Here is a 19163-nt window from a genome sequence, read left to right on the forward strand (position 1 = left end):
AAGGAGGGAAAACGTGTGGGCCAAAAAGTAAATCCCGTCGGATTACGTGTAGGTATTATCCGTGATTGGGAATCTAAATGGTATGCTGGTAAAGACTTTGGCGATCTTCTTATCGAAGACGTTAAAATCCGTGAATACCTTAAAACCAAACTTAAAGAGTCTGCTGTCTCTCATATCGAAATCGAGAGAGCGGCTAATCGTGTTAACGTAACGATCCATACAGCTAAACCTGGTATGGTTATCGGACGCGGTGGTTCAGAAGTTGAAGTTCTTCGTACACAAGTAACTAAAATTGCTGGTGGCAAAAAAGTTCATATCAACATTTCTGAAATCAAAAATCAAGAGCTTGATGCAATTCTAGTTGCAGAAAGTATTGCACAACAATTGGAACGTCGTGTTTCTTTCCGTCGTGCATTGAAACAAGCAATTCAAAGAACTATGCGTTCAGGCGCTAAAGGAATTAAAACAGCAGTTAGCGGACGTCTTGGCGGTGCTGAAATTGCCCGTTCTGAAGGCTACAGCGAAGGAACTGTTCCACTTCATACGCTTCGTGCCGATATTGACTATGGTACAGCAGAAGCGCATACTACTTATGGTCGTATTGGCGTAAAAGTATGGATTTATCGTGGAGAGGTTCTTCCTACGGCTAAGAAACAAGCTGCTCAGGAAGGAGGCAACTAATCATGTTGGTACCAAAACGTGTAAAACACCGTAAACAACAACGCGGAAGCATGTCAGGTCGCGCTAAAGGCGGTACTGAATTGAACTTCGGAGAATTCGGTTTGCAAGCTACTGAGCCTTCTTGGATCACTAACCGTCAAATCGAAGCTGCTCGTATTGCTATGACTCGTTATATCAAACGTGGTGGTAAAGTATGGATTAAAATTTTCCCGGATAAGCCAATTACTCAAAAGCCTCTTGAGGTTCGTATGGGTAGTGGTAAAGGTAACGTAGAAAAATGGGTTGCCGTTGTTAAACCAGGTAAAATTATGTTTGAACTTGCAGGTGTTTCTGAAGAGATCGCGCGTGAAGCTATGCGTCTTGCTTCTCACAAGTTGCCTGTAAAAACTAAGTTTGTGAAACGTGAAGAATTGGGTGGTGAAGCAAATGAAAGCTAATGAATTGCGCAACCTTACCACTGCTGAAATCGAGCAAAAGATTGCTGGTTTTAAAGAGGAACTCTTTAACCTGCGCTTTCAACTTGCTACCGGTCAATTGGATAACCCTACTCGTATCAGCGCTGTGCGTAAACAAATTGCACGTGCTAAAACAGTAGTTCGTGAAAGAGAACTTGGAATCACATCGTAATCCAATATTTGAGAGCTTAAATGCTATCAGCTAGGAAGGAGATTAACTATGAGCGAACGCAATGCCCGTAAAGTACAAGTAGGCAAAGTGGTCAGTGATAAAATGGATAAAACCATCGTTGTTGCTGTAGAAACTTATAAAAAGCATGACTTGTATCACAAACGTATTAAATATACGAAAAAATTCAAGGCTCATGATGAAAATAACACTGCTAAAATTGGTGATGTTGTTAAAATCATGGAGACACGTCCATTATCTAAAGATAAAAACTGGAGATTAGTGGAAGTAGTAGAAGAAGCAATCATCATTTGATGAATGATGCAAACCTGTCTGGAAGGAGGAACTAACAATGATTCAACCATTTACACGTTTGGCTGTAGCCGATAACTCTGGCGCAAAAGAACTTATGTGTATCCGCGTACTAGGTGGTACTGGACGTCGTACAGCTGCAATCGGCGATTTGATCGTTTGTTCTGTAAAACAAGCAACACCAGGCGGCGTTGTCAAAAAGGGTGATGTTGTAAGAGCGGTAATCGTTCGTACAAAGAGTTCCGTTCGTCGTAAAGACGGATCTTACATCGCATTTGATGAGAATGCAGCAGTAGTCGTTAAAGATGACAGAGGCCCTCGTGGTACTCGTATCTTTGGACCAGTTGCTCGTGAATTGCGTGATAAAGACTTCATGAAAATCGTTTCTTTGGCTCCGGAAGTTATCTAAACGATTTGTAAGATATAAAGGCTATGGCCTGAAGTGAGTTATAGGAGGTGTACACAAATGGCGAAAGTGAAAAAAGTGTTGGAATCTCACAACCACAAACTTCACGTGAAAAAAGATGATACGGTTCTTGTAATCAGCGGTAAAGACAAAGGTAAAAAAGGTCGCGTTATCGCAGCGTATCCTCGTGAAAACCGCGTGTTGGTTGAAGGCGTGAATATGATCACCAAACACCAAAAACCAACTCAACTGAATCCGCAAGGAGGACGTGTTGAGCAAGAAGCGCCGATCCACGTTTCGAACGTAATGCACGTTGATCCTAAGGACGGAAAAAAAGTAACCCGTATCGGTTACAAAACATTGGATAACGGCAAAAAAGTTCGCGTAGCTAAACGCTCCGGTGAAACAATCGACTAATACTAATTGTTACGGAAAGGAGGATCTTCCAACATGGCAACAAGAATGAAAGAGCTTTACTTGAATGAAATTTCCCCAGCTTTGGTACAAAAATTCAACTATACAACGGTTATGCAAGTACCGAAAGTTGAAAAAGTTGTTATCAACATGGGTGTAGGTGAAGCAGTATCGAACTCCAAAGTATTGGATTCTGCTGTTAGCGATCTTCAATTGATCTCTGGTCAAAAACCAGTTATCACACGTGCTAAAAAATCTATCGCTGGATTTAAGCTTCGTGAAAACATGCCTATCGGTGTTAAAGTAACACTTCGTGGCGATCGTATGTATTATTTCTTGGATAAATTGTTCAACATTACACTTCCACGTGTACGTGACTTCCGTGGTGTATCTTCTAAAGCGTTCGACGGACGCGGTAACTATACACTAGGTTTGAAAGAACAATTGATCTTCCCTGAAATCGAGTATGATAAAGTAGACAAAGTTCGCGGTATGGATATCGTTATTGTAACGACAGCTAAAACTGACGAAGAGTCTCGTGAATTGCTTACCCAATTGGGAATGCCTTTCGTAAAATAATTATTGAAACGTACAGGGTTCGAATATAAACCCTAGTTCTCCGAAAATATTAGGAGGTGTCAGGCTAAGTGGCTAAAACTTCAATGAAAGTTAAACAACAACGCACACCGAAGTTCAAAGTACGTGCATACACACGTTGCGAACGTTGTGGTCGTCCACACTCGGTATTGCAAAAGTTCAAAATTTGCAGAATTTGCTTCCGTGAATTGGCTCATAAAGGCCAGATCCCTGGTGTGAAAAAAGCAAGCTGGTAAACATTTGATTAAGGGGAAGGAGGTTTACACACATGACTATGTCAGATCCAATTGCTGATATGCTTACTCGTATTCGTAACGCGAACGTTGTGCGTCACGAAACAGTTGAAGTTCCTGCTTCTACAATGAAGAAGCAAATCGCTGATATCCTAAAACGCGAAGGTTTCATTCGTGATGCTGAAGTTGTTGAGGATAACAAACAAGGAATTATCCGTATTTTCTTGAAATACGGTCAAAATAACGAACGTGTAATTACTGGTTTGAAACGTATCAGTAAACCAGGACTTCGTGTTTACACGAAAAGCAATGAAATCCCTCGCGTACTAGGTGGACTGGGAATCGCTATCATCTCTACTTCTAAAGGGGTAGTAACTGATAAAGAAGCTCGTCAATCGAAAAGCGGCGGCGAAGTCGTTTGCTACGTTTGGTAATTAACGTCATATAATAAGGAGGTGCAACTCTATGTCTCGTATTGGCCGCAAACCAATCGAAGTACCAAGTGGTGTTGAAATTAACTTGGATAATACTCAAATTACGGTAAAAGGACCGAAAGGTACGCTTTCCCGTGAGATTCATAAAGATATGAAAGTAAACATCGAAGAGAACGTGATCACAATCGAACGTCCTTCTGATAATAAGACTCATCGTTCCCTGCACGGCACTACTCGTAGTGTAGTAAGTAATATGGTGAGTGGAGTAACTACAGGTTTCTCCAAATCCCTAGAGCTAGTTGGAGTTGGATACCGCGCAAGCAAATCTGGCGACAAAATTGTTCTAAACGTGGGTTACTCTCATCCAGTGGAAATTTCTCCTGAACCAGGCATCGAGTTCGATGTTCCTACAAATACGAAAATCATCGTTAATGGAATCGATAAAGAGCGCGTAGGAGCTTACGCTGCTAAAATCCGTTCCGTACGTGAACCAGAACCATATAAAGGTAAAGGTATCAAGTATGAAGGCGAGCGTATTCTTCGTAAAGAAGGTAAAGCTGGTAAGAAAAAATAAGATAAAGGAATACGTTCCTTTACCTTATGCGTGTTGAAGTGAGCCTGTGAAGGCAACGTGAAAGGAGTGAAATGTACAGTCATGATTACAAAAGCAGATAAAAATAAAGCGCGTCTGAAAAGACACCTACGTGTTCGTAAGAACATCACTGGTACTTCTCAACGTCCACGTTTGAACATATTCCGTTCTGCTAAACATATCTACGCTCAATTGATCGATGACGTAGCGGGTGTAACTTTAGTTTCCGCTTCGACTCTTGATAAAGAACTTGCAGATATTAAAAACGGCGGTAGCGTAGAAGCTGCTACTAAAGTTGGCGAATTGGTTGCAAAACGTGCATCTGAAAAAGGGCACACAGCTGTTGTATTTGATCGCGGAGGCTACTTGTATCACGGACGGATTCAAGCCTTGGCAGATGCAGCTCGTGAAGCTGGTCTTCAATTCTAAAACATTGTAAAAAGGAGGTTAACGACTTGCGTATTGATCCAAACACTTTAGAGCTGACTGAAAGAGTTGTAAACATTAATCGTGTAGCTAAAGTAGTTAAGGGTGGACGTCGTTTCAGCTTTAGCGCACTTGTAGTAGTGGGCGATGGTAATGGCTGGGTAGGCGCTGGTATCGGTAAAGCCGGTGAAGTACCTGACGCTATCCGTAAAGGCATCGAAGATGCTAAGAAAAACTTGATTCATGTTCCTATCGTTGGAACAACAATTCCTCACCTTGTTACAGGTAAATTCGGAGCAGGACGTGTATTGTTGAAACCAGCATCCGAAGGTACTGGAGTTATTGCTGGTGGACCGGTTCGTGCTGTATTAGAACTTGCTGGTGTAGGCAATATCTTGACTAAATCTCTGGGTTCTTCGAATTCCATGAACATGGTTAACGCAACGTTGGAAGGCTTGTCTCGTTTGAAACGTGCTGAAGACGTGGCTAAACTGCGTGGAAAATCTATCGAAGAGTTGCTCGGTTAAGGAGGGAACCTCATGGCTAAATTGGAAATTACCCTCGTCCGTAGCGTGATCGGTCGTTCAGAGAAACAACGTACTACTGTTAAAACACTAGGACTACGTAAAATGAATCACTCAGTAGTTCAAAACGATAATGCTGCTATGCGCGGTATGATCAAACAAGTACAACATTTAGTATCTGTAAAAGAAATCGAAGGTTAATTGATCAAAAATTAACCTATTATTAATAAGGAGGTGCAACGAACGATGAAATTGCATGAGCTTTCACCAAGCCCAGGTTCACGCAAGGAACGCAAACGTGTAGGTCGCGGTCCAAGTAGTGGTACTGGTAAAACATCGGGTCGTGGTCACAAAGGACAAAACTCTCGTTCAGGCGGGGGCGTTCGTCCAGGATTTGAAGGCGGACAAAACCCATTGTATCGTCGTTTGCCTAAACGCGGATTTGTTAACCCTACTCGTAAAGAATATGCACTCGTAAACATCGAAGATTTAAACAGCTTTGCTGCTGATACAGAAGTAACTCCTACGTTCTTGATGGAACAGGGAATCGTTAAAAATGCAAGAAGCGGAATTAAAATTCTTGGTAATGGCGACATCACTGTGAAATTGACTGTAAAAGCGAATAAGTTCTCTCAATCTGCGGTAGAGAAAATCGAGGCTGCCGGCGGTAAAACCGAGGTGATCTAATGTTCAAGACCCTAAAGAATATATGGCGGGTTGAGGATCTTAGAAATCGGATTATCTTTACCTTGCTGGTGCTCATTGTCTACCGTATCGGTGCGTTTGTACCGGTTCCGGGTGTAGACAAAAGTGTATTCCAGTCTGCTAACGCTCAAGGTAAAGAATTGTTCGGTCTTCTAAATACTTTCTCAGGGGGAGCTTTGGGGCATTTCTCCATTTTTGCCCTTGGGATCATGCCGTATATCACTGCATCCATTATAGTTCAACTATTATCTATGGATGTCATTCCGAAATTTGCGGAATGGGCCAAACAAGGGGAACACGGTAAAAAGAAACTGGCACAGATTACCCGGTATGGTACTGTTATTCTGGGTCTTATCCAAGCCTTTGGTACATCGATCGGTTTCAACCGTTTATATAATGCAGAAATGATTCCTAACGCTACTGCGGTAGATTACATCATTATTGCTATTGTGTTAACGGCAGGTACATCATTCTTGATGTGGCTTGGGGAACAAATCACTGAAAAAGGAATCGGTAACGGTATTTCGATCATCATCTTCGCTGGTATTGTTGCAGCTATGCCGCAGCATATCCGTGATATGGTTCAATCGGATTTCCTTCAACAAGGTCAGACATTCTTTAATGTTGCGAAGTTAGCCATCGTTGTTATCGTCGTGATTTTCATCGTTGTCGGAGTTATATTTATCCAACAGGGTATCCGTAAAATTCCAGTACAATATGCAAAACGCGTTGTAGGTAACAAAATGTATGGTGGACAGAACACACATATTCCGTTGAAAGTTAACTCAGCGGGTGTTATCCCTGTTATCTTTGCCGTTTCATTGCTACAATTTCCGATTATTATAGCAAGCTTCTGGTCTACTCATATCTGGGCAAAATGGATTACTGCAAACTTGTGGTATGACAAACCGCTTGGTATGGTACTGTATGTTATAATGATCATAGGTTTTACTTTCTTCTATACATTTGTGCAAATGAATCCTACGCAAATGGCAGATAATATGAAAAAGAATGGTGGATATATCCCGGGTGTTCGTCCAGGTAAGCCAACGGCTACTTATTTGACTCGTGTTATGACTCGTTTGACCATGACAGGATCATTATTCCTTGCGGTCATCTCGGTATTACCAGTATTCTTAGGAGCTATTTCAGGTTTGCCACAATCTGTGCAAATCGGCGGTACATCGCTTCTTATCGTAATCGGGGTTGCACTTGATACGATGAAAACGATCGAAAGCCAGCTCATTAAACGCCATTACAAAGGTTTTATCAATAAATAGACGGCAGGTTCCGGCTGGGACAAGTCATGCTTGTTCACACCGGCGCCTTTCCGTGCTGTTCTTGCAGCATTAGTCTTAGGGGGAGTGACATTACGTGAACATCATATTCATGGGGCCTCCGGGAGCAGGAAAAGGAACACAAGCAGCAGTGATTGTGAAAGAGCTAGGTATTCCTCATATTTCTACAGGCGATGCATTTCGTCTAGCGATCAAACAGGAAACTCCAATTGGAGTAAAAGCCAAAGAGTTCATCGATCAGGGTTTGCTTGTACCGGATGACGTAACGAACGGAATCGTGGAAGAGCGTCTTGCTCAGCCCGATTGTAAAAAAGGTTTCTTGCTTGACGGTTTTCCAAGAACTTTAGCTCAAGCTGAAGCGTTGGATAAAATGCTGGCAGCAATGGAGCGTAAGCTGGACCACGTGATCAATTTAAAAGTAGATCTTAACAAATTGCTTGTTCGGATTACCGGACGACGTATTTGCAAAACTTGTGGAGCTACTTACCATATTGAATTCAATCCGCCGAAGCAAGAAGGCGTGTGCGATATTGATGGTGGTGAACTTTATCAACGTGCTGATGATAACGAAGAAAGTGTAGGAACGCGTCTGAATGAGTATCATACAAAAACAGAAGCGCCACTTATTGCTTACTACGGGGATCAAAAGCTATTGAGAGAGATTGATGGCGATCAAAGTATTGATGCGGTATCTAAGGATATTGTTTCATTGCTTAGAGGTTAAGCAGAATGATCATTTGCAAATCCGAAACAGAACTAGGATTTATGCGGGAAGCAGGGCGAATTGTAGCTGAGACGCATCGTCTAATCAAGCAAGCGATCGAGCCAGGTATTACGACCGAACATCTTGATCAGATTGCAGACCGTTATATTCGCAGTCAAAATGCCTTACCGTCATTCAAAGGATACAATGGTTTTCCTGCCAGCATTTGTGCTTCGGTTAATGAGCAATTAGTTCATGGATTCCCGAATAAACGCAAATTGCAAGAAGGCGACATCGTTACACTTGATATTGGTGCTGAATACCGAGGTTATCATGGAGATTCTGCATGGACTTATCCGGTAGGACAGATTTCTGATGATGCAAAAAAACTTTTGGAAGTAACTAAAGGTTCTTTGTATGCAGGACTTGAACTGGTCAAGCCAGATGTACGCTTGTTTACAATATCGCATGCGATACAGCGTTTTATTGAAGATGCCGGTATGTCTGTCGTACGTGAATACGTAGGACATGGTATCGGAGCGAAGCTGCACGAAGCCCCTCAAATTCCAAACTATGGAGTTGCGGATCGCGGACCGAGGCTGAAGCCGGGAATGGTTCTGGCAATCGAGCCGATGGTAAATGCCGGCAAGCAACATGTCAAAACGCTTGAAGACAAATGGACAGTAGTTACTGTTGATGGCTCATTATGTGCCCATTTTGAACATACAGTTGCGGTTACACCAGACGGTATGGAAATTTTCACAAAACTAAACTAAATGCGTAGGTGATTCTTGTGAAAACAACAATGAACCCGCAGGTCGGTCAAATTGTGAAAGTGTTAAAAGGTCAGGGAGCTTCTCAACCTGCTGTTATCATTGCAGTACCGGATGAAAAGTTTGTTTATATCGCCGACGGGAACAAACGAAAGTTTGACCAGCCGAAGAAGAAGAATCTGCTTCATCTGGAGCTAATGCCGGTGATTAGCAGCGAAGTAGTAAACAGTTTGCAAGAAAGCGGTCGGGTCACGAACGGGAAATTGCGCTATGCAGTTACCAAGTTCTTGGAATCTGCCGAAAACAATGTTGAACAGAAAGGAGACTGACTGTGGCCAAGGAAGATGTTATTGAGGTAGAAGGCGTGGTTCTTGAACCCTTGCCAAATGCAACGTTCAAAGTTGAATTAGAGAATGGTCATCAGATTCTCGCTCATGTTTCTGGAAAGTTACGGATGCACTTTATCCGTATTTTGACTGGAGATAAAGTAGTTGTACAATTGTCACCTTATGATTTGACAAAAGGTCGTATAACTTACCGCAAATAGACACTTTAACACTAATCTATGTTATAATAGATGTTTATGAAATCATTGCTTGTCAGCAGATACAATGATTACAAGTAAGTTTTACGGACGTAAAACTTGAGGAGGTAATTAACATGAAGGTAAGACCTTCTGTAAAACCCATCTGCGAAAAATGCAAAGTCATTCGCCGCAAAGGGAATGTAATGGTAATTTGTGAGAATCCTAAACACAAACAAAAACAGGGATAATTATCTAGGGGGTGTAGCGTAAAATGGCACGTATAGCTGGCGTGGATTTACCACGTGATAAACGCGTTGAGATCGCCTTGACATATATTTTCGGAATCGGTAAAACGACTTCCCAGAAAATTCTGAGTGATACTGGTATTGACCTGAACACTCGTGTCCGCGATCTTACAGAAGATGAAGTTGGAAAATTGCGTGAAGTAATTGGTAGTACTAAAGTTGAAGGTGATCTTCGTCGTGAGATCTCTCTAAACATTAAGCGTCTAATCGAAATCGGATGTTACCGTGGTGTTCGTCACCGTCGTGGATTGCCGGTTCGTGGACAACGTACTAAAACTAATGCTCGTACACGTAAAGGTCCTCGTCGTACTGTAGCGAACAAGAAGAAGTAAGGGGGGTATAACACACAATGGCTAAAGCTAAAAAAGTCGTACGTACAAAACGTCGTGACCGTAAAAATATTGAATCTGGCGTGGCGCACATCCGTTCCACGTTTAATAATACGATCGTTACAATTACGGACCCTCATGGTAACGCGATTTCCTGGGCAAGCTCAGGCGGTCTAGGTTTCAGAGGATCTCGTAAGTCTACTCCATTCGCAGCGCAATTAGCAGCTGAAACAGCAGCTAAAGCAGCAATGGAACACGGTATGAAAGCCGTTGAGGTTATGGTTAAAGGTCCAGGAGCTGGACGCGAAGCAGCAATTCGTTCTTTGCAAGCAGCTGGTCTTGAAGTTAACCTAATCAAAGATGTAACGCCAATCCCGCATAACGGATGCCGTCCACCAAAACGTCGCCGCGTATAATTGAAGCATGTCTCTTCATTTTGTAGTATAATTCCCGGCAAAGGTAAAGATCCGTTTACCGGGTATACTACTGCATGTCTATTTGTAAGTATTCAGCGACAGTTTCACAGGAGCGACGTTTTGAAGGAGGGATATTGCAGTGATAGAAATCGAAAAGCCGAAAATTGAGACCGTAGATGTAAATGATGAAGGTAACTACGGTAAATTCATCATTGAACCGCTCGAACGTGGTTATGGCACAACACTTGGCAACTCACTTCGTAGAATTTTGTTATCTTCTCTTCCGGGAGCAGCAGTAACATCTGTTCAAATCGATGGTGTATTGCATGAGTTCTCAACGGTTCAAGGTGTGATGGAAGACGTTACAGAAATCATTCTGAACCTCAAGGCCCTTTCGCTTAAGATCCACTCTGATGAAGAAAAAGTGTTGGAGATTGATGCGGAAGGAGAAGGGGCGATCACTGCAGGAGATATCCGTGCAGACAGTGATGTTGAAATCCTGAATCCGGATCTTCATATCGCCACTTTAGCTCCAGGTTCTAGACTTCACATGCGTATTTTTGCAAATCGTGGTCGTGGCTATGTTGCTGCAGATAAGAATAAACGTGATGATCAACCAATTGGTGTCATTCCTGTAGATTCTATCTATACTCCGATTTCCCGCGTTAACTATGGCGTGGAAAATACTCGTGTAGGTCAAGTAACGAACTATGACAAGCTAACTATTGAAATCTGGACGGATGGTAGCATTCGCCCTGAAGAAGCAGTTAGTCTGGGCGCTAAAATTTTGACTGAGCATTTGATGTTATTTGTTGGTCTAACTGACGAAGCAAAAGATGCTGAAATCATGGTCGAAAAAGAGGAAGATAAAAAAGAGAAAGTGCTCGAGATGACTATCGAAGAGCTTGATCTCTCTGTACGTTCTTACAACTGCTTGAAACGTGCTGGTATTAATACCGTACAAGAGCTAACTACGAAATCCGAAGACGATATGATGAAAGTCCGCAACTTGGGCCGCAAATCGCTTGAGGAAGTTCAAGAGAAGCTTGAAGAATTAGGATTAGGACTTCGTCAAGAAGACTAATCATTTAATAGTGTAATGAAGGAGGGAAAAACAACATGGCATACCAAAAATTGGGTCGTAACTCCAGCGCTCGTAAAGCTTTGTTTCGTGACCTGGTAACTGACCTGTTCTTGTATGAGCGTATTCAAACGACTGAAGCTAAAGCGAAAGAAGTTCGTTCTATCGCTGAAAAACTGATCACCCTTTCTAAACGTGGAGATCTTCATGCTCGTCGTCAAGTAGCTGCTTATGTTCGTCGCGAGTCTCTCGATGGTGGACAAGATGCTATCCAAAAATTGTTTTCTGATTTAGCAACTCGCTATGCAGAGCGTCCAGGTGGATACACTCGTATTCTTAAATTAGGACCTCGTCGCGGCGATGCTGCACCTATGGTTTATCTTGAATTGGTAGACCGCGCGTAACATGCAGATGAGGAAAGGGTGGACAGGGTCAACAGATTCTGACAAAACCCTTTTTTTCTCTGTTTGGAACATGCAGTGTTTGAGGATAATGAGGGAGGGAGCTCCATTAGGGGCTCCCTTGCTTTGTATAAAAGGTGAGGATATATGAGGAATCTTTGTATGACTGTCAATTATGATGGAACCAGATATAACGGATTTCAGACCCAACCGGACGGAAATACGATTCAGGATCATTTAGAAAAAGCAATTGCCACGATCATTGGAGAAAAACCAAAGATTCATGGCTCAGGTCGTACAGATGCAGGTGTACATGCGATTGGACAAGTCTTTCATTTCTTGACTGAATCAACTGTCCCAGCAGAACGTTGGCCACTTGCTTTAAATGGTCGCTTGCCCAAAGATATTATTGTTACAAATGCGCGCGAGGTTCATTTGGACTTCCACTCACGGCGCTCAGCCAAACGAAAAACATATCGATACACGATTAACGCTAATCAATATCCAGATGTTTTTCTAAGGCATATGCAATTACATCATCCAGGCAAACTGAATATTGAAGCAATGCGTGAAGCTCTTTCCCACTTTATAGGTACTCATGACTTCACAACCTTTGCTTCAAAACATTCTGAAAAGCAAAGTCATATCCGTACAATCTATGAGGCACGATTGGAAGTAGATTATTCTATGACCCGTCCTGATACAAGAGACCAAGGTATTCTACACTTTTATATAACGGGCAGTGGATTTTTACAGCATATGGTACGTATTATTATGGGGACACTGGTACAAGTGGGAGAAGGTAAACACGCACCAGATGCTATTTCTAATATGATTGCTGCTGAGGATCGTAGTGAGGCAGGACCAACTGCAATCAGCAAAGCGTTGACGATGTGGGGGGTTCACTATGAGGAGTTTAATACATAGTAAAATTTCAAAGCAAATGCCTACGAAATTTTTTCTAGAAAAACTTCAAATAGTTCTTGCTTAACGTGTTTTTATGCTGTAAAATAAAGTTTGTGTTTTCTTAAGGCTATCCCACAGCCCCATTAAGAATAACACCGCCTAAAATTTTTAATCCATCACTTAATAACTATGTAACACTGTGTACTAACAACACTAACTCAAGAACGAAGATATATGAAAATATACCGTAATGATATATTTTCAAAAGCACACTAAGGAGGAACTTTTCATGCGTACGACGTACATTGCCAAGCCAAGTGAAGTAGAACGCAATTGGCACATTATCGATGCTGAAGGCAAAACGCTTGGTCGTTTGGCTAGTGAAGCAGCTGCACTTATTCGCGGCAAACACAAACCACAATTTACCCCTCATGTAGACGGTGGAGATTTCGTTATCGTAATCAATGCTGACAAAATCCACTTGACTGGTAAAAAATTGCAAGACAAAAAATACTACCGTCACTCAATGCATCCAGGTGGTCTTAAAGTTACCACTGCTGATGAAATGCTTAAAAACAAACCAGAACGTGTAATCGAATTTGCAGTTCATGGTATGCTTCCAAAAACTCGTATGGGTAACCAAATGAAGTTAAGATTGAAAGCATATGCTGGCGTAGAACACCCACATGCAGCACAAAAACCGGAAGTTTACGAACTTCGCGGCTAATTAAAAGGAGGACAGTTTCATGGCACAAGTACAATACTATGGGACAGGTCGTCGTAAACATTCGGTAGCACGTGTTCGCCTTGTACCGGGTGAAGGACGCATTGTCATCAATAAACGCGACATCAATGAATATTTCGGTTTAGATACACTTAAACTGATCGTTAAACAACCACTTAACTTGACAGAAACAATCGGAAGCTACGATGTAATCGTATTGGCTCACGGTGGTGGTATTTCTGGTCAAGCAGGAGCAATCCGTCACGGTATCTCCCGTGCATTGCTTAAAGCTGATCCTGAACTTCGTGGATCTTTGAAAAAAGCTGGATTCCTGACTCGTGACCCTCGTATGAAAGAGCGTAAAAAATACGGTCTTAAAGCAGCACGTCGCGCACCTCAGTTCTCCAAACGTTAATATTCCTTGTATATCAAGGTTTACAAAGACCTCTTACCAGAAATGGTGGGAGGTTTTTTTGTGTTTAAAAGAAACGTGACCACATTTTGACCACCATTTTATATGTGTATAACCCTGTGTACAATCATAAATATTAATAGCAATTAAAATTAAATATAGAATCAGCTGTACAAGATTGTGAATAACTTGTGATTAACTCCAAAAATACTATTGAATCCTCAACCATTAAGTACTATAATATACATAATTCTTAGTTGTTTAGTCGGCTTTAATTTGAATCCTTTTAAAAGTGTAGTCATTTATTGAAGGTACTTAAAACCAAAATGGTAAAATGAATTCCAAAGATGGGGGAACTAAATATGAATCTGTTGGAAAAAGAAGAGTTAGCTCGAGTAAAAGCGGAAGAGTTAGAACATGCTACAGCTGAACAAGTCATCCGTTGGGCTGTGGATAATTTTGAAAGTCTTACTTTTGCTTGTAGTTTTGGAGCAGAAGATGTAGTCATTGTGGATATGTTACAGAATATCAGCCCGTCCACTGATATTTTCTATTTAGATACTGATTTCCATTTTAAAGAAACCTATGAGACTCGCGATCGTATGATTGAGCGTTATGGTATGGAATTTGTTAAAGTAGCTCCAAAGCTGACTCCTGAAGAACAAGCTGCTGCTCATGGAGAATCGCTATGGACTGTCGATCCTAATGCTTGCTGCAATATTCGCAAAGTAGAACCTTTAACTCGGATATTATCTCAATATGATTCATGGATTACGGGTATTCGGCGTGACCAAGCACCCACTCGTGCAAATGCTAAAAAGATCGAATATGATTCCAAATTTGGTTTGATGAAGTTTAACCCTATTGCAGATTGGACTTCTGAAGAGGTATGGCAGTATATTCGAGATAACGATATTATTTATAATCCTCTGCATGATCAACATTACCCTAGTATTGGTTGTGAACAATGTACACGTCAGGTTATGCCAGGCGAAGATCCTCGTGCTGGACGTTGGGCTAACTCTGATAAAACAGAATGTGGATTACACAAATAATTCAACATTATGACTAACATAGATAATCTCAGCCGATCAAGTGATTTTTAGCATTTGGTCGGCTTCATGTATACTTAGGCAGATAGATTTTATAGCATACACATTTATGATGAGACAGGAGCGATTACAGAATGACAACAATTTTGCCACATGGGGGTCAATTGATTCAGCGTATTGTAAAAGAGGAAGAGTGCGACCAGTTATTGGCTCAAGCTCAACAGTGGAAACAAATTCCTATCAATACATGGACTATCTCCGATCTTGATCTTATAGGTGTAGGAGCTTTTTCGCCACTTGAAGGATTTATGGAAGAAGCAGATTATCATTCTGTTCTCGAAAATATGAGATTATCAAATGGAACAGTATGGAGTATTCCAATTACACTTGCTTTAGATGAATCTATTACTTCCACTCTTCAAATAGGTGAGCAAGTAGCATTAGTAGGAGAGCAGGACGGAGTGATCTACGGTACATTAGAGGTACGTAGCATTTATACGGTAGATCAACAACAAGAAGCGGTGAAAATCTTTAAAACAGATGATCCTGAACATCCAGGCATACAAAAATTATTCAGTCGTTCTTCGATCTATGTAGGAGGACCTATTCAAGTGTTAAAACGTCCTCAACCTGAAAAGTTCGGTGAGTTTTATTTTGATCCTGAACAAACCAGAAAGATTTTTGCAGATAAAGGATGGAAAACAGTCGTCGGTTTCCAAACTCGTAACCCTGTGCACCGTGCTCATGAATATATTCAAAAGAGTGCAATGGAGATTGTAGATGCTTTATTTTTGAATCCATTAGTAGGTGAAACAAAGTCGGATGATGTACCTGCTAATGTGCGGATGCGTAGTTATTTAGTTCTTTTAGAAAATTACTATCCAAAAGATCGTGCCTTTTTAGGAGTATTTCCAGCAGCAATGCGTTATGCAGGACCAAGAGAAGCCATATTCCATGCAATGGTTCGCAAAAATTATGGATGTACACACTTTATTGTTGGTCGCGACCATGCGGGTGTAGGTGACTATTATGGAACGTATGAAGCTCAAGAAATTTTCACTAACTTTACGGCAGAGGAATTAGGAATTACTCCACTATTCTTTGAACATAGCTTTTTCTGTACCAAATGCGGTAACATGGCATCGAGCAAAACTTGCCCGCATTCTAAAGAAAATCATTTAACTCTTTCTGGCACAAAAGTGAGAGCATTACTAAGAGATGGTCAATGCCCTCCACCGGAATTTACCCGTCCAGAAGTAGCAGAAGTATTAATTGAAGGTATGGCAGAACATAACAAACTCTAAATTAGTCACTATGTATTCCAAACCGCTTTACTTTAGTCATGTGATCATGATTTGAAGTGAAGCGGTTTTTTTATATAAGAAATGAAGCCGATTGATGTAGAAACATTTTATTTATACTTTTATGGTGTACGATTCGCGAATCAATAATATAAAATGGTATAATATAACGTATTGTTGCATTAGCGCATGGTTGTCTTTATAACGATATATTCAATCTAACCACATAAGGAGTGCACCTCATATGTTATCAAGAGACTATGTTTTGGAATTATTAAGTACGGTTACAGATCCGCAGTACGAATTTCCTCTATTGGAAATGCAATTTATTCGCGATGTTATGATCAAAGATACCAGAATTTCATTAACTGTAGTGGGTATTGAATTAGGTCAAGAATATAAAGATGCTATAGAGCAATCGATTCGAGCTGCTCTTAAAATTGTTGAACCGATTGACCTACATATTCGTTTCAGAGCCCCTTCTGAGCTTGAAATGGCTACAGTACGTCAATTACTATCTCCAGACACAGAAGAAGCACTACCGCCTGAATCTGAGACGCACAAAGGTCATGCAGCAGGTCTAGAGGAGCTTCCTATCATTCATCAGAATTCCGGTGTACGTTTTATCGCTGTAGCTAGTGGTAAAGGTGGCGTCGGTAAATCTACTGTTACAGTAAATTTAGCAACTGCATTAGTCCGCCAGGGAAAAAGAGTAGGCATTATTGATGCTGATATTTACGGATTCAGTATTCCAGACATGATGGGAATAGAAGAAGGCCCTACTGTAGAAGAAGGACGTATTCAACCGGTAGAACGATTCGGCGTTCAAGTAATGTCGATGGGATTCTTTATTCGAGAAAATAATCCTGTAATCTGGCGTGGACCGATGCTGGGTAAAATGCTTCGTCAGTTTTTTGCTGATGTGGACTGGGCTCCATTGGATTATATGTTACTAGATCTACCTCCAGGAACAGGGGATGTAGCATTGGATGTACATCAGATTCTTCCACAAAGTAAAGAAATACTGGTAACTACTCCACATGCAACAGCAGCATTTGTAGCAGCACGTGCGGGAACGATGGCATTACAGACCGATCATGAGATTCTGGGTGTTGTCGAAAATATGTCTTACTACCAAGCAAGAGATGGACAGAAAGAGTATGTCTTCGGTAGAGGGGGCGGTGGACAGCTTGCAGAAACACTGCATACTGAACTACTAGCTCAAATTCCGTTAGGCGCACCAGACAATTTACCAACAGATCCTGACTTTTCACCTTCTGTATACAAAGAAGATAGTGAAATTGGTCAACTATATAATGAGTTAGCTCTAAAAGTAATTGAGAAACATGGCTAAACCTCAATACTAATAAATATAGGATTGATCTCAATAACCGATAGATAGAGAGGAAGGCGTATCATACCTTGCTCTCTATTTTTATCTATTTACCAAATTGTGTTTTGAAGGAGTAGAATATATGGCTTCATTGTTTTCATTGCGTACTTTTTGGCGTGATCTTAAATCTAACAAATCAATGTTATTGGTTTCTACCATTCTGTTTGCAGTAGGAATTGTAGCAGGAATCTTATTAGTAGAACCATTGGGTAACTATTTAAGAGAACAACTTCAGCAACTACAAGTAGTCAAAGAGCAGCTTAACCAAGGACAGCATGTAGAACTTAACTATTTTGTGTTTATCTTTCTAAACAATGCGATCAAAAGTGTTCTTATTATTTATTTAGGAATATTTATAGGGATCATTCCAGTAATCTTTTTAGTTATGAACGGAATGATTATTGGATTTCTACTACGTACCTATGATATGCAGGGACAGGATGTAGTGACTTTAATAGTTAAAGGATTATTACCACATGGAATCTTTGAAATTCCTGCTATTCTTATCGCCGCCGCTTATGGTCTGAAATTTGGTAAATTGGTATTGGATAGTCTAGCCACATGGAGTCCAGCAGGAAGAGTACAACTCAGAGTAGCTTGGAAACAGTTTATGAGATCTACAATCACAGCTTCATTTTGGCTAGTCATTATTCTTTTTGTAGCAGCGATTATAGAGAGTACGGTAACATTCTGGTTAATGCAGGCTTAGTTATTTACAAAAAATCACATACAAACAGTTACAAGTATGCCTAATTAGGTTAATTCATCACTATCCAGAAGGCTGTTATTGTATGTAAATGGATTGAGATTGATACATCTACACATAGCAGCCTAATAGATATACTGTGAAGAGTTACAATCTAGGGAGGATATTCATATGCTTGGAATGTTATTAAATGATAAAGAATGTAAAGAGATGGCTTATGTATTACGTAAAGAATTAGATGAAATGTTATTCGATCTAAGTGATCAACGTCTAAATCAGGATATACGCAAATCAATTGATAAAAGATACAAAACGATTTTTCAAATGTATGCACGTTTCGCACCACAAAAGGAACTATCTAAATATGTACGAAACGGACGCTACAAAGAGACTAATAATTAAATTGTAAAAAACTATTGACGTAATCTATTAATATATGATAAATTAATTGTCGCACTGTTTTTAATGTTTAAAAGTGTTGAGCGCAATGAAAGAGATTAACAAATTTCAACATTGCAGATCACTTGAAAAAAAGATTGAAAAAAAGTGTTGACGAAATGAAATGAGCATGATATATTATAAGAGTTGCTGATGCGATAATGCGTCGTTGCACAAAAGCAAAATAACGAAATGTTTGATCTTTGAAAACTGAACAACGAGTGAGTAAATGAAGGTCTTAGCCGACCTTTAAAAAATAGAGAACTTCGGTTCTCGCCAGTTTTAGATTTGAGCAAGTCAAACACTTTATGGAGAGTTTGATCCTGGCTCAGGACGAACGCTGGCTGCGTGCCTCCTACTCGTCTCTTATAGCCATCTTACCCTGCCGACGCTCAACTCTCTGTACGACTCTGGGCCCGCAGTTACTTACAAACACACACTGAACATCAGT

Annotated in this window: 32 protein-coding genes; all 32 read left to right on the forward strand. The window is 40.8% G+C overall.

Translation table 11 applies throughout. The features are described from left to right. Nucleotides 1–15: 15 nt before the first annotated feature. Nucleotides 16–681, forward strand: coding sequence for a 30S ribosomal protein S3 (rpsC, locus tag PTI45_RS14685; RefSeq protein ID WP_069328359.1), 666 nt, complete (start codon nt 16–18; stop codon nt 679–681). A gap of 2 nt (nt 682–683) precedes the next feature. Continuing rightward, nucleotides 684–1118 (forward strand): 50S ribosomal protein L16, encoded by a 435-nt coding sequence (gene rplP / locus PTI45_RS14690; RefSeq protein ID WP_069328360.1) that lies wholly within the window; start codon nt 684–686, stop codon nt 1116–1118. Continuing rightward, nucleotides 1108–1308, forward strand: coding sequence for a 50S ribosomal protein L29 (gene rpmC / locus PTI45_RS14695; protein WP_017815370.1), 201 nt, complete (start codon nt 1108–1110; stop codon nt 1306–1308). The genes rplP and rpmC overlap by 11 nt, the downstream gene beginning before the upstream one ends. Before the next feature lie 48 nt (nt 1309–1356). Next, complete coding sequence (gene rpsQ, locus PTI45_RS14700) at nt 1357–1620, forward strand: 30S ribosomal protein S17 (protein ID WP_017815371.1); 264 nt, start codon at nt 1357–1359, stop codon at nt 1618–1620. Nucleotides 1621–1657: 37 nt separating this feature from the next. After that, complete coding sequence (rplN, locus tag PTI45_RS14705) at nt 1658–2026, forward strand: 50S ribosomal protein L14 (RefSeq protein ID WP_069328361.1); 369 nt, start codon at nt 1658–1660, stop codon at nt 2024–2026. A 57-nt stretch (nt 2027–2083) separates the two neighbouring features. After that, complete coding sequence (gene rplX / locus PTI45_RS14710; RefSeq protein ID WP_069328362.1) at nt 2084–2440, forward strand: 50S ribosomal protein L24; 357 nt, start codon at nt 2084–2086, stop codon at nt 2438–2440. 33 nt (nt 2441–2473) lie between these two features. Continuing rightward, on the forward strand, nt 2474–3016 hold the full coding sequence (rplE, locus tag PTI45_RS14715; RefSeq protein ID WP_069328363.1) for a 50S ribosomal protein L5: 543 nt from the start codon (nt 2474–2476) through the stop codon (nt 3014–3016). Nucleotides 3017–3084: 68 nt separating this feature from the next. Then, a complete protein-coding gene (locus PTI45_RS14720; RefSeq protein WP_037291562.1) occupies nt 3085–3270 on the forward strand; it encodes a type Z 30S ribosomal protein S14 in 186 nt (61 codons plus the stop codon). 32 nt (nt 3271–3302) lie between these two features. Then, on the forward strand, nt 3303–3701 hold the full coding sequence (gene rpsH, locus PTI45_RS14725) for a 30S ribosomal protein S8 (RefSeq protein ID WP_069328364.1): 399 nt from the start codon (nt 3303–3305) through the stop codon (nt 3699–3701). 31 nt (nt 3702–3732) lie between these two features. Continuing rightward, the gene (gene rplF, locus PTI45_RS14730) at nt 3733–4275 is read left to right on the forward strand and encodes a 50S ribosomal protein L6 (RefSeq protein ID WP_069328365.1); all 543 of its coding nucleotides are present in this window, start codon (nt 3733–3735) and stop codon (nt 4273–4275) included. 81 nt (nt 4276–4356) lie between these two features. Beyond that, a complete protein-coding gene (gene rplR, locus PTI45_RS14735; protein WP_069328366.1) occupies nt 4357–4722 on the forward strand; it encodes a 50S ribosomal protein L18 in 366 nt (121 codons plus the stop codon). Nucleotides 4723–4748: 26 nt separating this feature from the next. Beyond that, on the forward strand, nt 4749–5246 hold the full coding sequence (gene rpsE, locus PTI45_RS14740; RefSeq protein ID WP_069328367.1) for a 30S ribosomal protein S5: 498 nt from the start codon (nt 4749–4751) through the stop codon (nt 5244–5246). A gap of 12 nt (nt 5247–5258) precedes the next feature. Further along, nucleotides 5259–5444, forward strand: a complete 186-nt coding sequence (gene rpmD, locus PTI45_RS14745; protein ID WP_069328368.1) for a 50S ribosomal protein L30 — start codon at nt 5259–5261, stop codon at nt 5442–5444. Between the two features lie 45 nt (nt 5445–5489). Further along, nucleotides 5490–5930, forward strand: a complete 441-nt coding sequence (rplO, locus tag PTI45_RS14750) for a 50S ribosomal protein L15 (RefSeq protein ID WP_069328369.1) — start codon at nt 5490–5492, stop codon at nt 5928–5930. Then, nucleotides 5930–7228 (forward strand): preprotein translocase subunit SecY, encoded by a 1299-nt coding sequence (gene secY, locus PTI45_RS14755; RefSeq protein WP_069328370.1) that lies wholly within the window; start codon nt 5930–5932, stop codon nt 7226–7228. Before rplO ends, secY begins: the two co-directional genes overlap by 1 nt. A gap of 94 nt (nt 7229–7322) precedes the next feature. Next, nucleotides 7323–7970: an adenylate kinase gene (locus tag PTI45_RS14760; protein ID WP_069328371.1), complete on the forward strand. Its 648-nt coding sequence runs from the start codon at nt 7323–7325 to the stop codon at nt 7968–7970. 5 nt (nt 7971–7975) lie between these two features. Further along, nucleotides 7976–8725: a type I methionyl aminopeptidase gene (map, locus tag PTI45_RS14765; RefSeq protein WP_069328372.1), complete on the forward strand. Its 750-nt coding sequence runs from the start codon at nt 7976–7978 to the stop codon at nt 8723–8725. Between the two features lie 29 nt (nt 8726–8754). Beyond that, complete coding sequence (locus PTI45_RS14770) at nt 8755–9051, forward strand: KOW domain-containing RNA-binding protein (protein WP_069328384.1); 297 nt, start codon at nt 8755–8757, stop codon at nt 9049–9051. A 2-nt stretch (nt 9052–9053) separates the two neighbouring features. Next, the gene (gene infA / locus PTI45_RS14775; RefSeq protein WP_017815385.1) at nt 9054–9269 is read left to right on the forward strand and encodes a translation initiation factor IF-1; all 216 of its coding nucleotides are present in this window, start codon (nt 9054–9056) and stop codon (nt 9267–9269) included. A 113-nt stretch (nt 9270–9382) separates the two neighbouring features. Next, entirely contained in the window at nt 9383–9496 is a 114-nt protein-coding gene (rpmJ, locus tag PTI45_RS14780; protein WP_003333770.1) for a 50S ribosomal protein L36, read from the forward strand. 23 nt (nt 9497–9519) lie between these two features. Further along, a complete protein-coding gene (gene rpsM, locus PTI45_RS14785; protein WP_069328373.1) occupies nt 9520–9885 on the forward strand; it encodes a 30S ribosomal protein S13 in 366 nt (121 codons plus the stop codon). Nucleotides 9886–9902: 17 nt separating this feature from the next. Continuing rightward, entirely contained in the window at nt 9903–10298 is a 396-nt protein-coding gene (gene rpsK, locus PTI45_RS14790; RefSeq protein WP_017815387.1) for a 30S ribosomal protein S11, read from the forward strand. 139 nt (nt 10299–10437) lie between these two features. Then, the gene (locus tag PTI45_RS14795; RefSeq protein ID WP_069328374.1) at nt 10438–11382 is read left to right on the forward strand and encodes a DNA-directed RNA polymerase subunit alpha; all 945 of its coding nucleotides are present in this window, start codon (nt 10438–10440) and stop codon (nt 11380–11382) included. 35 nt (nt 11383–11417) lie between these two features. Beyond that, nucleotides 11418–11783: a 50S ribosomal protein L17 gene (rplQ, locus tag PTI45_RS14800; protein WP_069328375.1), complete on the forward strand. Its 366-nt coding sequence runs from the start codon at nt 11418–11420 to the stop codon at nt 11781–11783. Between the two features lie 144 nt (nt 11784–11927). Next, nucleotides 11928–12707: a tRNA pseudouridine(38-40) synthase TruA gene (gene truA / locus PTI45_RS14805; protein ID WP_069328376.1), complete on the forward strand. Its 780-nt coding sequence runs from the start codon at nt 11928–11930 to the stop codon at nt 12705–12707. Nucleotides 12708–12975: 268 nt separating this feature from the next. Beyond that, nucleotides 12976–13413, forward strand: coding sequence for a 50S ribosomal protein L13 (rplM, locus tag PTI45_RS14810; RefSeq protein ID WP_069328377.1), 438 nt, complete (start codon nt 12976–12978; stop codon nt 13411–13413). A gap of 19 nt (nt 13414–13432) precedes the next feature. Beyond that, on the forward strand, nt 13433–13825 hold the full coding sequence (rpsI, locus tag PTI45_RS14815; RefSeq protein ID WP_069328378.1) for a 30S ribosomal protein S9: 393 nt from the start codon (nt 13433–13435) through the stop codon (nt 13823–13825). Nucleotides 13826–14184: 359 nt separating this feature from the next. Then, nucleotides 14185–14877 (forward strand): phosphoadenylyl-sulfate reductase, encoded by a 693-nt coding sequence (locus tag PTI45_RS14820; protein ID WP_069328379.1) that lies wholly within the window; start codon nt 14185–14187, stop codon nt 14875–14877. A gap of 131 nt (nt 14878–15008) precedes the next feature. Next, the gene (gene sat, locus PTI45_RS14825; protein WP_069328380.1) at nt 15009–16178 is read left to right on the forward strand and encodes a sulfate adenylyltransferase; all 1170 of its coding nucleotides are present in this window, start codon (nt 15009–15011) and stop codon (nt 16176–16178) included. Between the two features lie 241 nt (nt 16179–16419). Then, entirely contained in the window at nt 16420–17529 is a 1110-nt protein-coding gene (locus PTI45_RS14830; RefSeq protein WP_069328381.1) for an Mrp/NBP35 family ATP-binding protein, read from the forward strand. Between the two features lie 121 nt (nt 17530–17650). Continuing rightward, nucleotides 17651–18277, forward strand: a complete 627-nt coding sequence (locus PTI45_RS14835; RefSeq protein WP_069328382.1) for a stage II sporulation protein M — start codon at nt 17651–17653, stop codon at nt 18275–18277. 168 nt (nt 18278–18445) lie between these two features. Further along, a complete protein-coding gene (locus PTI45_RS14840; protein WP_069328383.1) occupies nt 18446–18676 on the forward strand; it encodes a hypothetical protein in 231 nt (76 codons plus the stop codon). Nucleotides 18677–19163: the final 487 nt, after the last annotated feature.

The organism is Paenibacillus nuruki (genome assembly GCF_001721045.1).
Taxonomy (GTDB): domain Bacteria; phylum Bacillota; class Bacilli; order Paenibacillales; family Paenibacillaceae; genus Saccharibacillus; species Saccharibacillus nuruki.

Coding starts and splice junctions, on each gene's coding strand:
- rplP (WP_069328360.1), top strand. CDS start 684: ATGTTGGTACCAAAACGTGTAAAACACCGTAAACAACAACGCGGAAGC.
- rpmC (WP_017815370.1), top strand. CDS start 1,108: ATGAAAGCTAATGAATTGCGCAACCTTACCACTGCTGAAATCGAGCAA.
- rpsQ (WP_017815371.1), top strand. CDS start 1,357: ATGAGCGAACGCAATGCCCGTAAAGTACAAGTAGGCAAAGTGGTCAGT.
- rplN (WP_069328361.1), top strand. CDS start 1,658: ATGATTCAACCATTTACACGTTTGGCTGTAGCCGATAACTCTGGCGCA.
- rplX (WP_069328362.1), top strand. CDS start 2,084: ATGGCGAAAGTGAAAAAAGTGTTGGAATCTCACAACCACAAACTTCAC.
- rplE (WP_069328363.1), top strand. CDS start 2,474: ATGGCAACAAGAATGAAAGAGCTTTACTTGAATGAAATTTCCCCAGCT.
- rpsH (WP_069328364.1), top strand. CDS start 3,303: ATGACTATGTCAGATCCAATTGCTGATATGCTTACTCGTATTCGTAAC.
- rplF (WP_069328365.1), top strand. CDS start 3,733: ATGTCTCGTATTGGCCGCAAACCAATCGAAGTACCAAGTGGTGTTGAA.
- rplR (WP_069328366.1), top strand. CDS start 4,357: ATGATTACAAAAGCAGATAAAAATAAAGCGCGTCTGAAAAGACACCTA.
- rpmD (WP_069328368.1), top strand. CDS start 5,259: ATGGCTAAATTGGAAATTACCCTCGTCCGTAGCGTGATCGGTCGTTCA.
- rplO (WP_069328369.1), top strand. CDS start 5,490: ATGAAATTGCATGAGCTTTCACCAAGCCCAGGTTCACGCAAGGAACGC.
- secY (WP_069328370.1), top strand. CDS start 5,930: ATGTTCAAGACCCTAAAGAATATATGGCGGGTTGAGGATCTTAGAAAT.
- map (WP_069328372.1), top strand. CDS start 7,976: ATGATCATTTGCAAATCCGAAACAGAACTAGGATTTATGCGGGAAGCA.
- PTI45_RS14770 (WP_069328384.1), top strand. CDS start 8,755: ATGAACCCGCAGGTCGGTCAAATTGTGAAAGTGTTAAAAGGTCAGGGA.
- rpmJ (WP_003333770.1), top strand. CDS start 9,383: ATGAAGGTAAGACCTTCTGTAAAACCCATCTGCGAAAAATGCAAAGTC.
- rpsM (WP_069328373.1), top strand. CDS start 9,520: ATGGCACGTATAGCTGGCGTGGATTTACCACGTGATAAACGCGTTGAG.
- rpsK (WP_017815387.1), top strand. CDS start 9,903: ATGGCTAAAGCTAAAAAAGTCGTACGTACAAAACGTCGTGACCGTAAA.
- rplQ (WP_069328375.1), top strand. CDS start 11,418: ATGGCATACCAAAAATTGGGTCGTAACTCCAGCGCTCGTAAAGCTTTG.
- truA (WP_069328376.1), top strand. CDS start 11,928: ATGAGGAATCTTTGTATGACTGTCAATTATGATGGAACCAGATATAAC.
- rplM (WP_069328377.1), top strand. CDS start 12,976: ATGCGTACGACGTACATTGCCAAGCCAAGTGAAGTAGAACGCAATTGG.
- rpsI (WP_069328378.1), top strand. CDS start 13,433: ATGGCACAAGTACAATACTATGGGACAGGTCGTCGTAAACATTCGGTA.
- PTI45_RS14820 (WP_069328379.1), top strand. CDS start 14,185: ATGAATCTGTTGGAAAAAGAAGAGTTAGCTCGAGTAAAAGCGGAAGAG.
- sat (WP_069328380.1), top strand. CDS start 15,009: ATGACAACAATTTTGCCACATGGGGGTCAATTGATTCAGCGTATTGTA.
- PTI45_RS14830 (WP_069328381.1), top strand. CDS start 16,420: ATGTTATCAAGAGACTATGTTTTGGAATTATTAAGTACGGTTACAGAT.
- PTI45_RS14835 (WP_069328382.1), top strand. CDS start 17,651: ATGGCTTCATTGTTTTCATTGCGTACTTTTTGGCGTGATCTTAAATCT.
- PTI45_RS14840 (WP_069328383.1), top strand. CDS start 18,446: ATGCTTGGAATGTTATTAAATGATAAAGAATGTAAAGAGATGGCTTAT.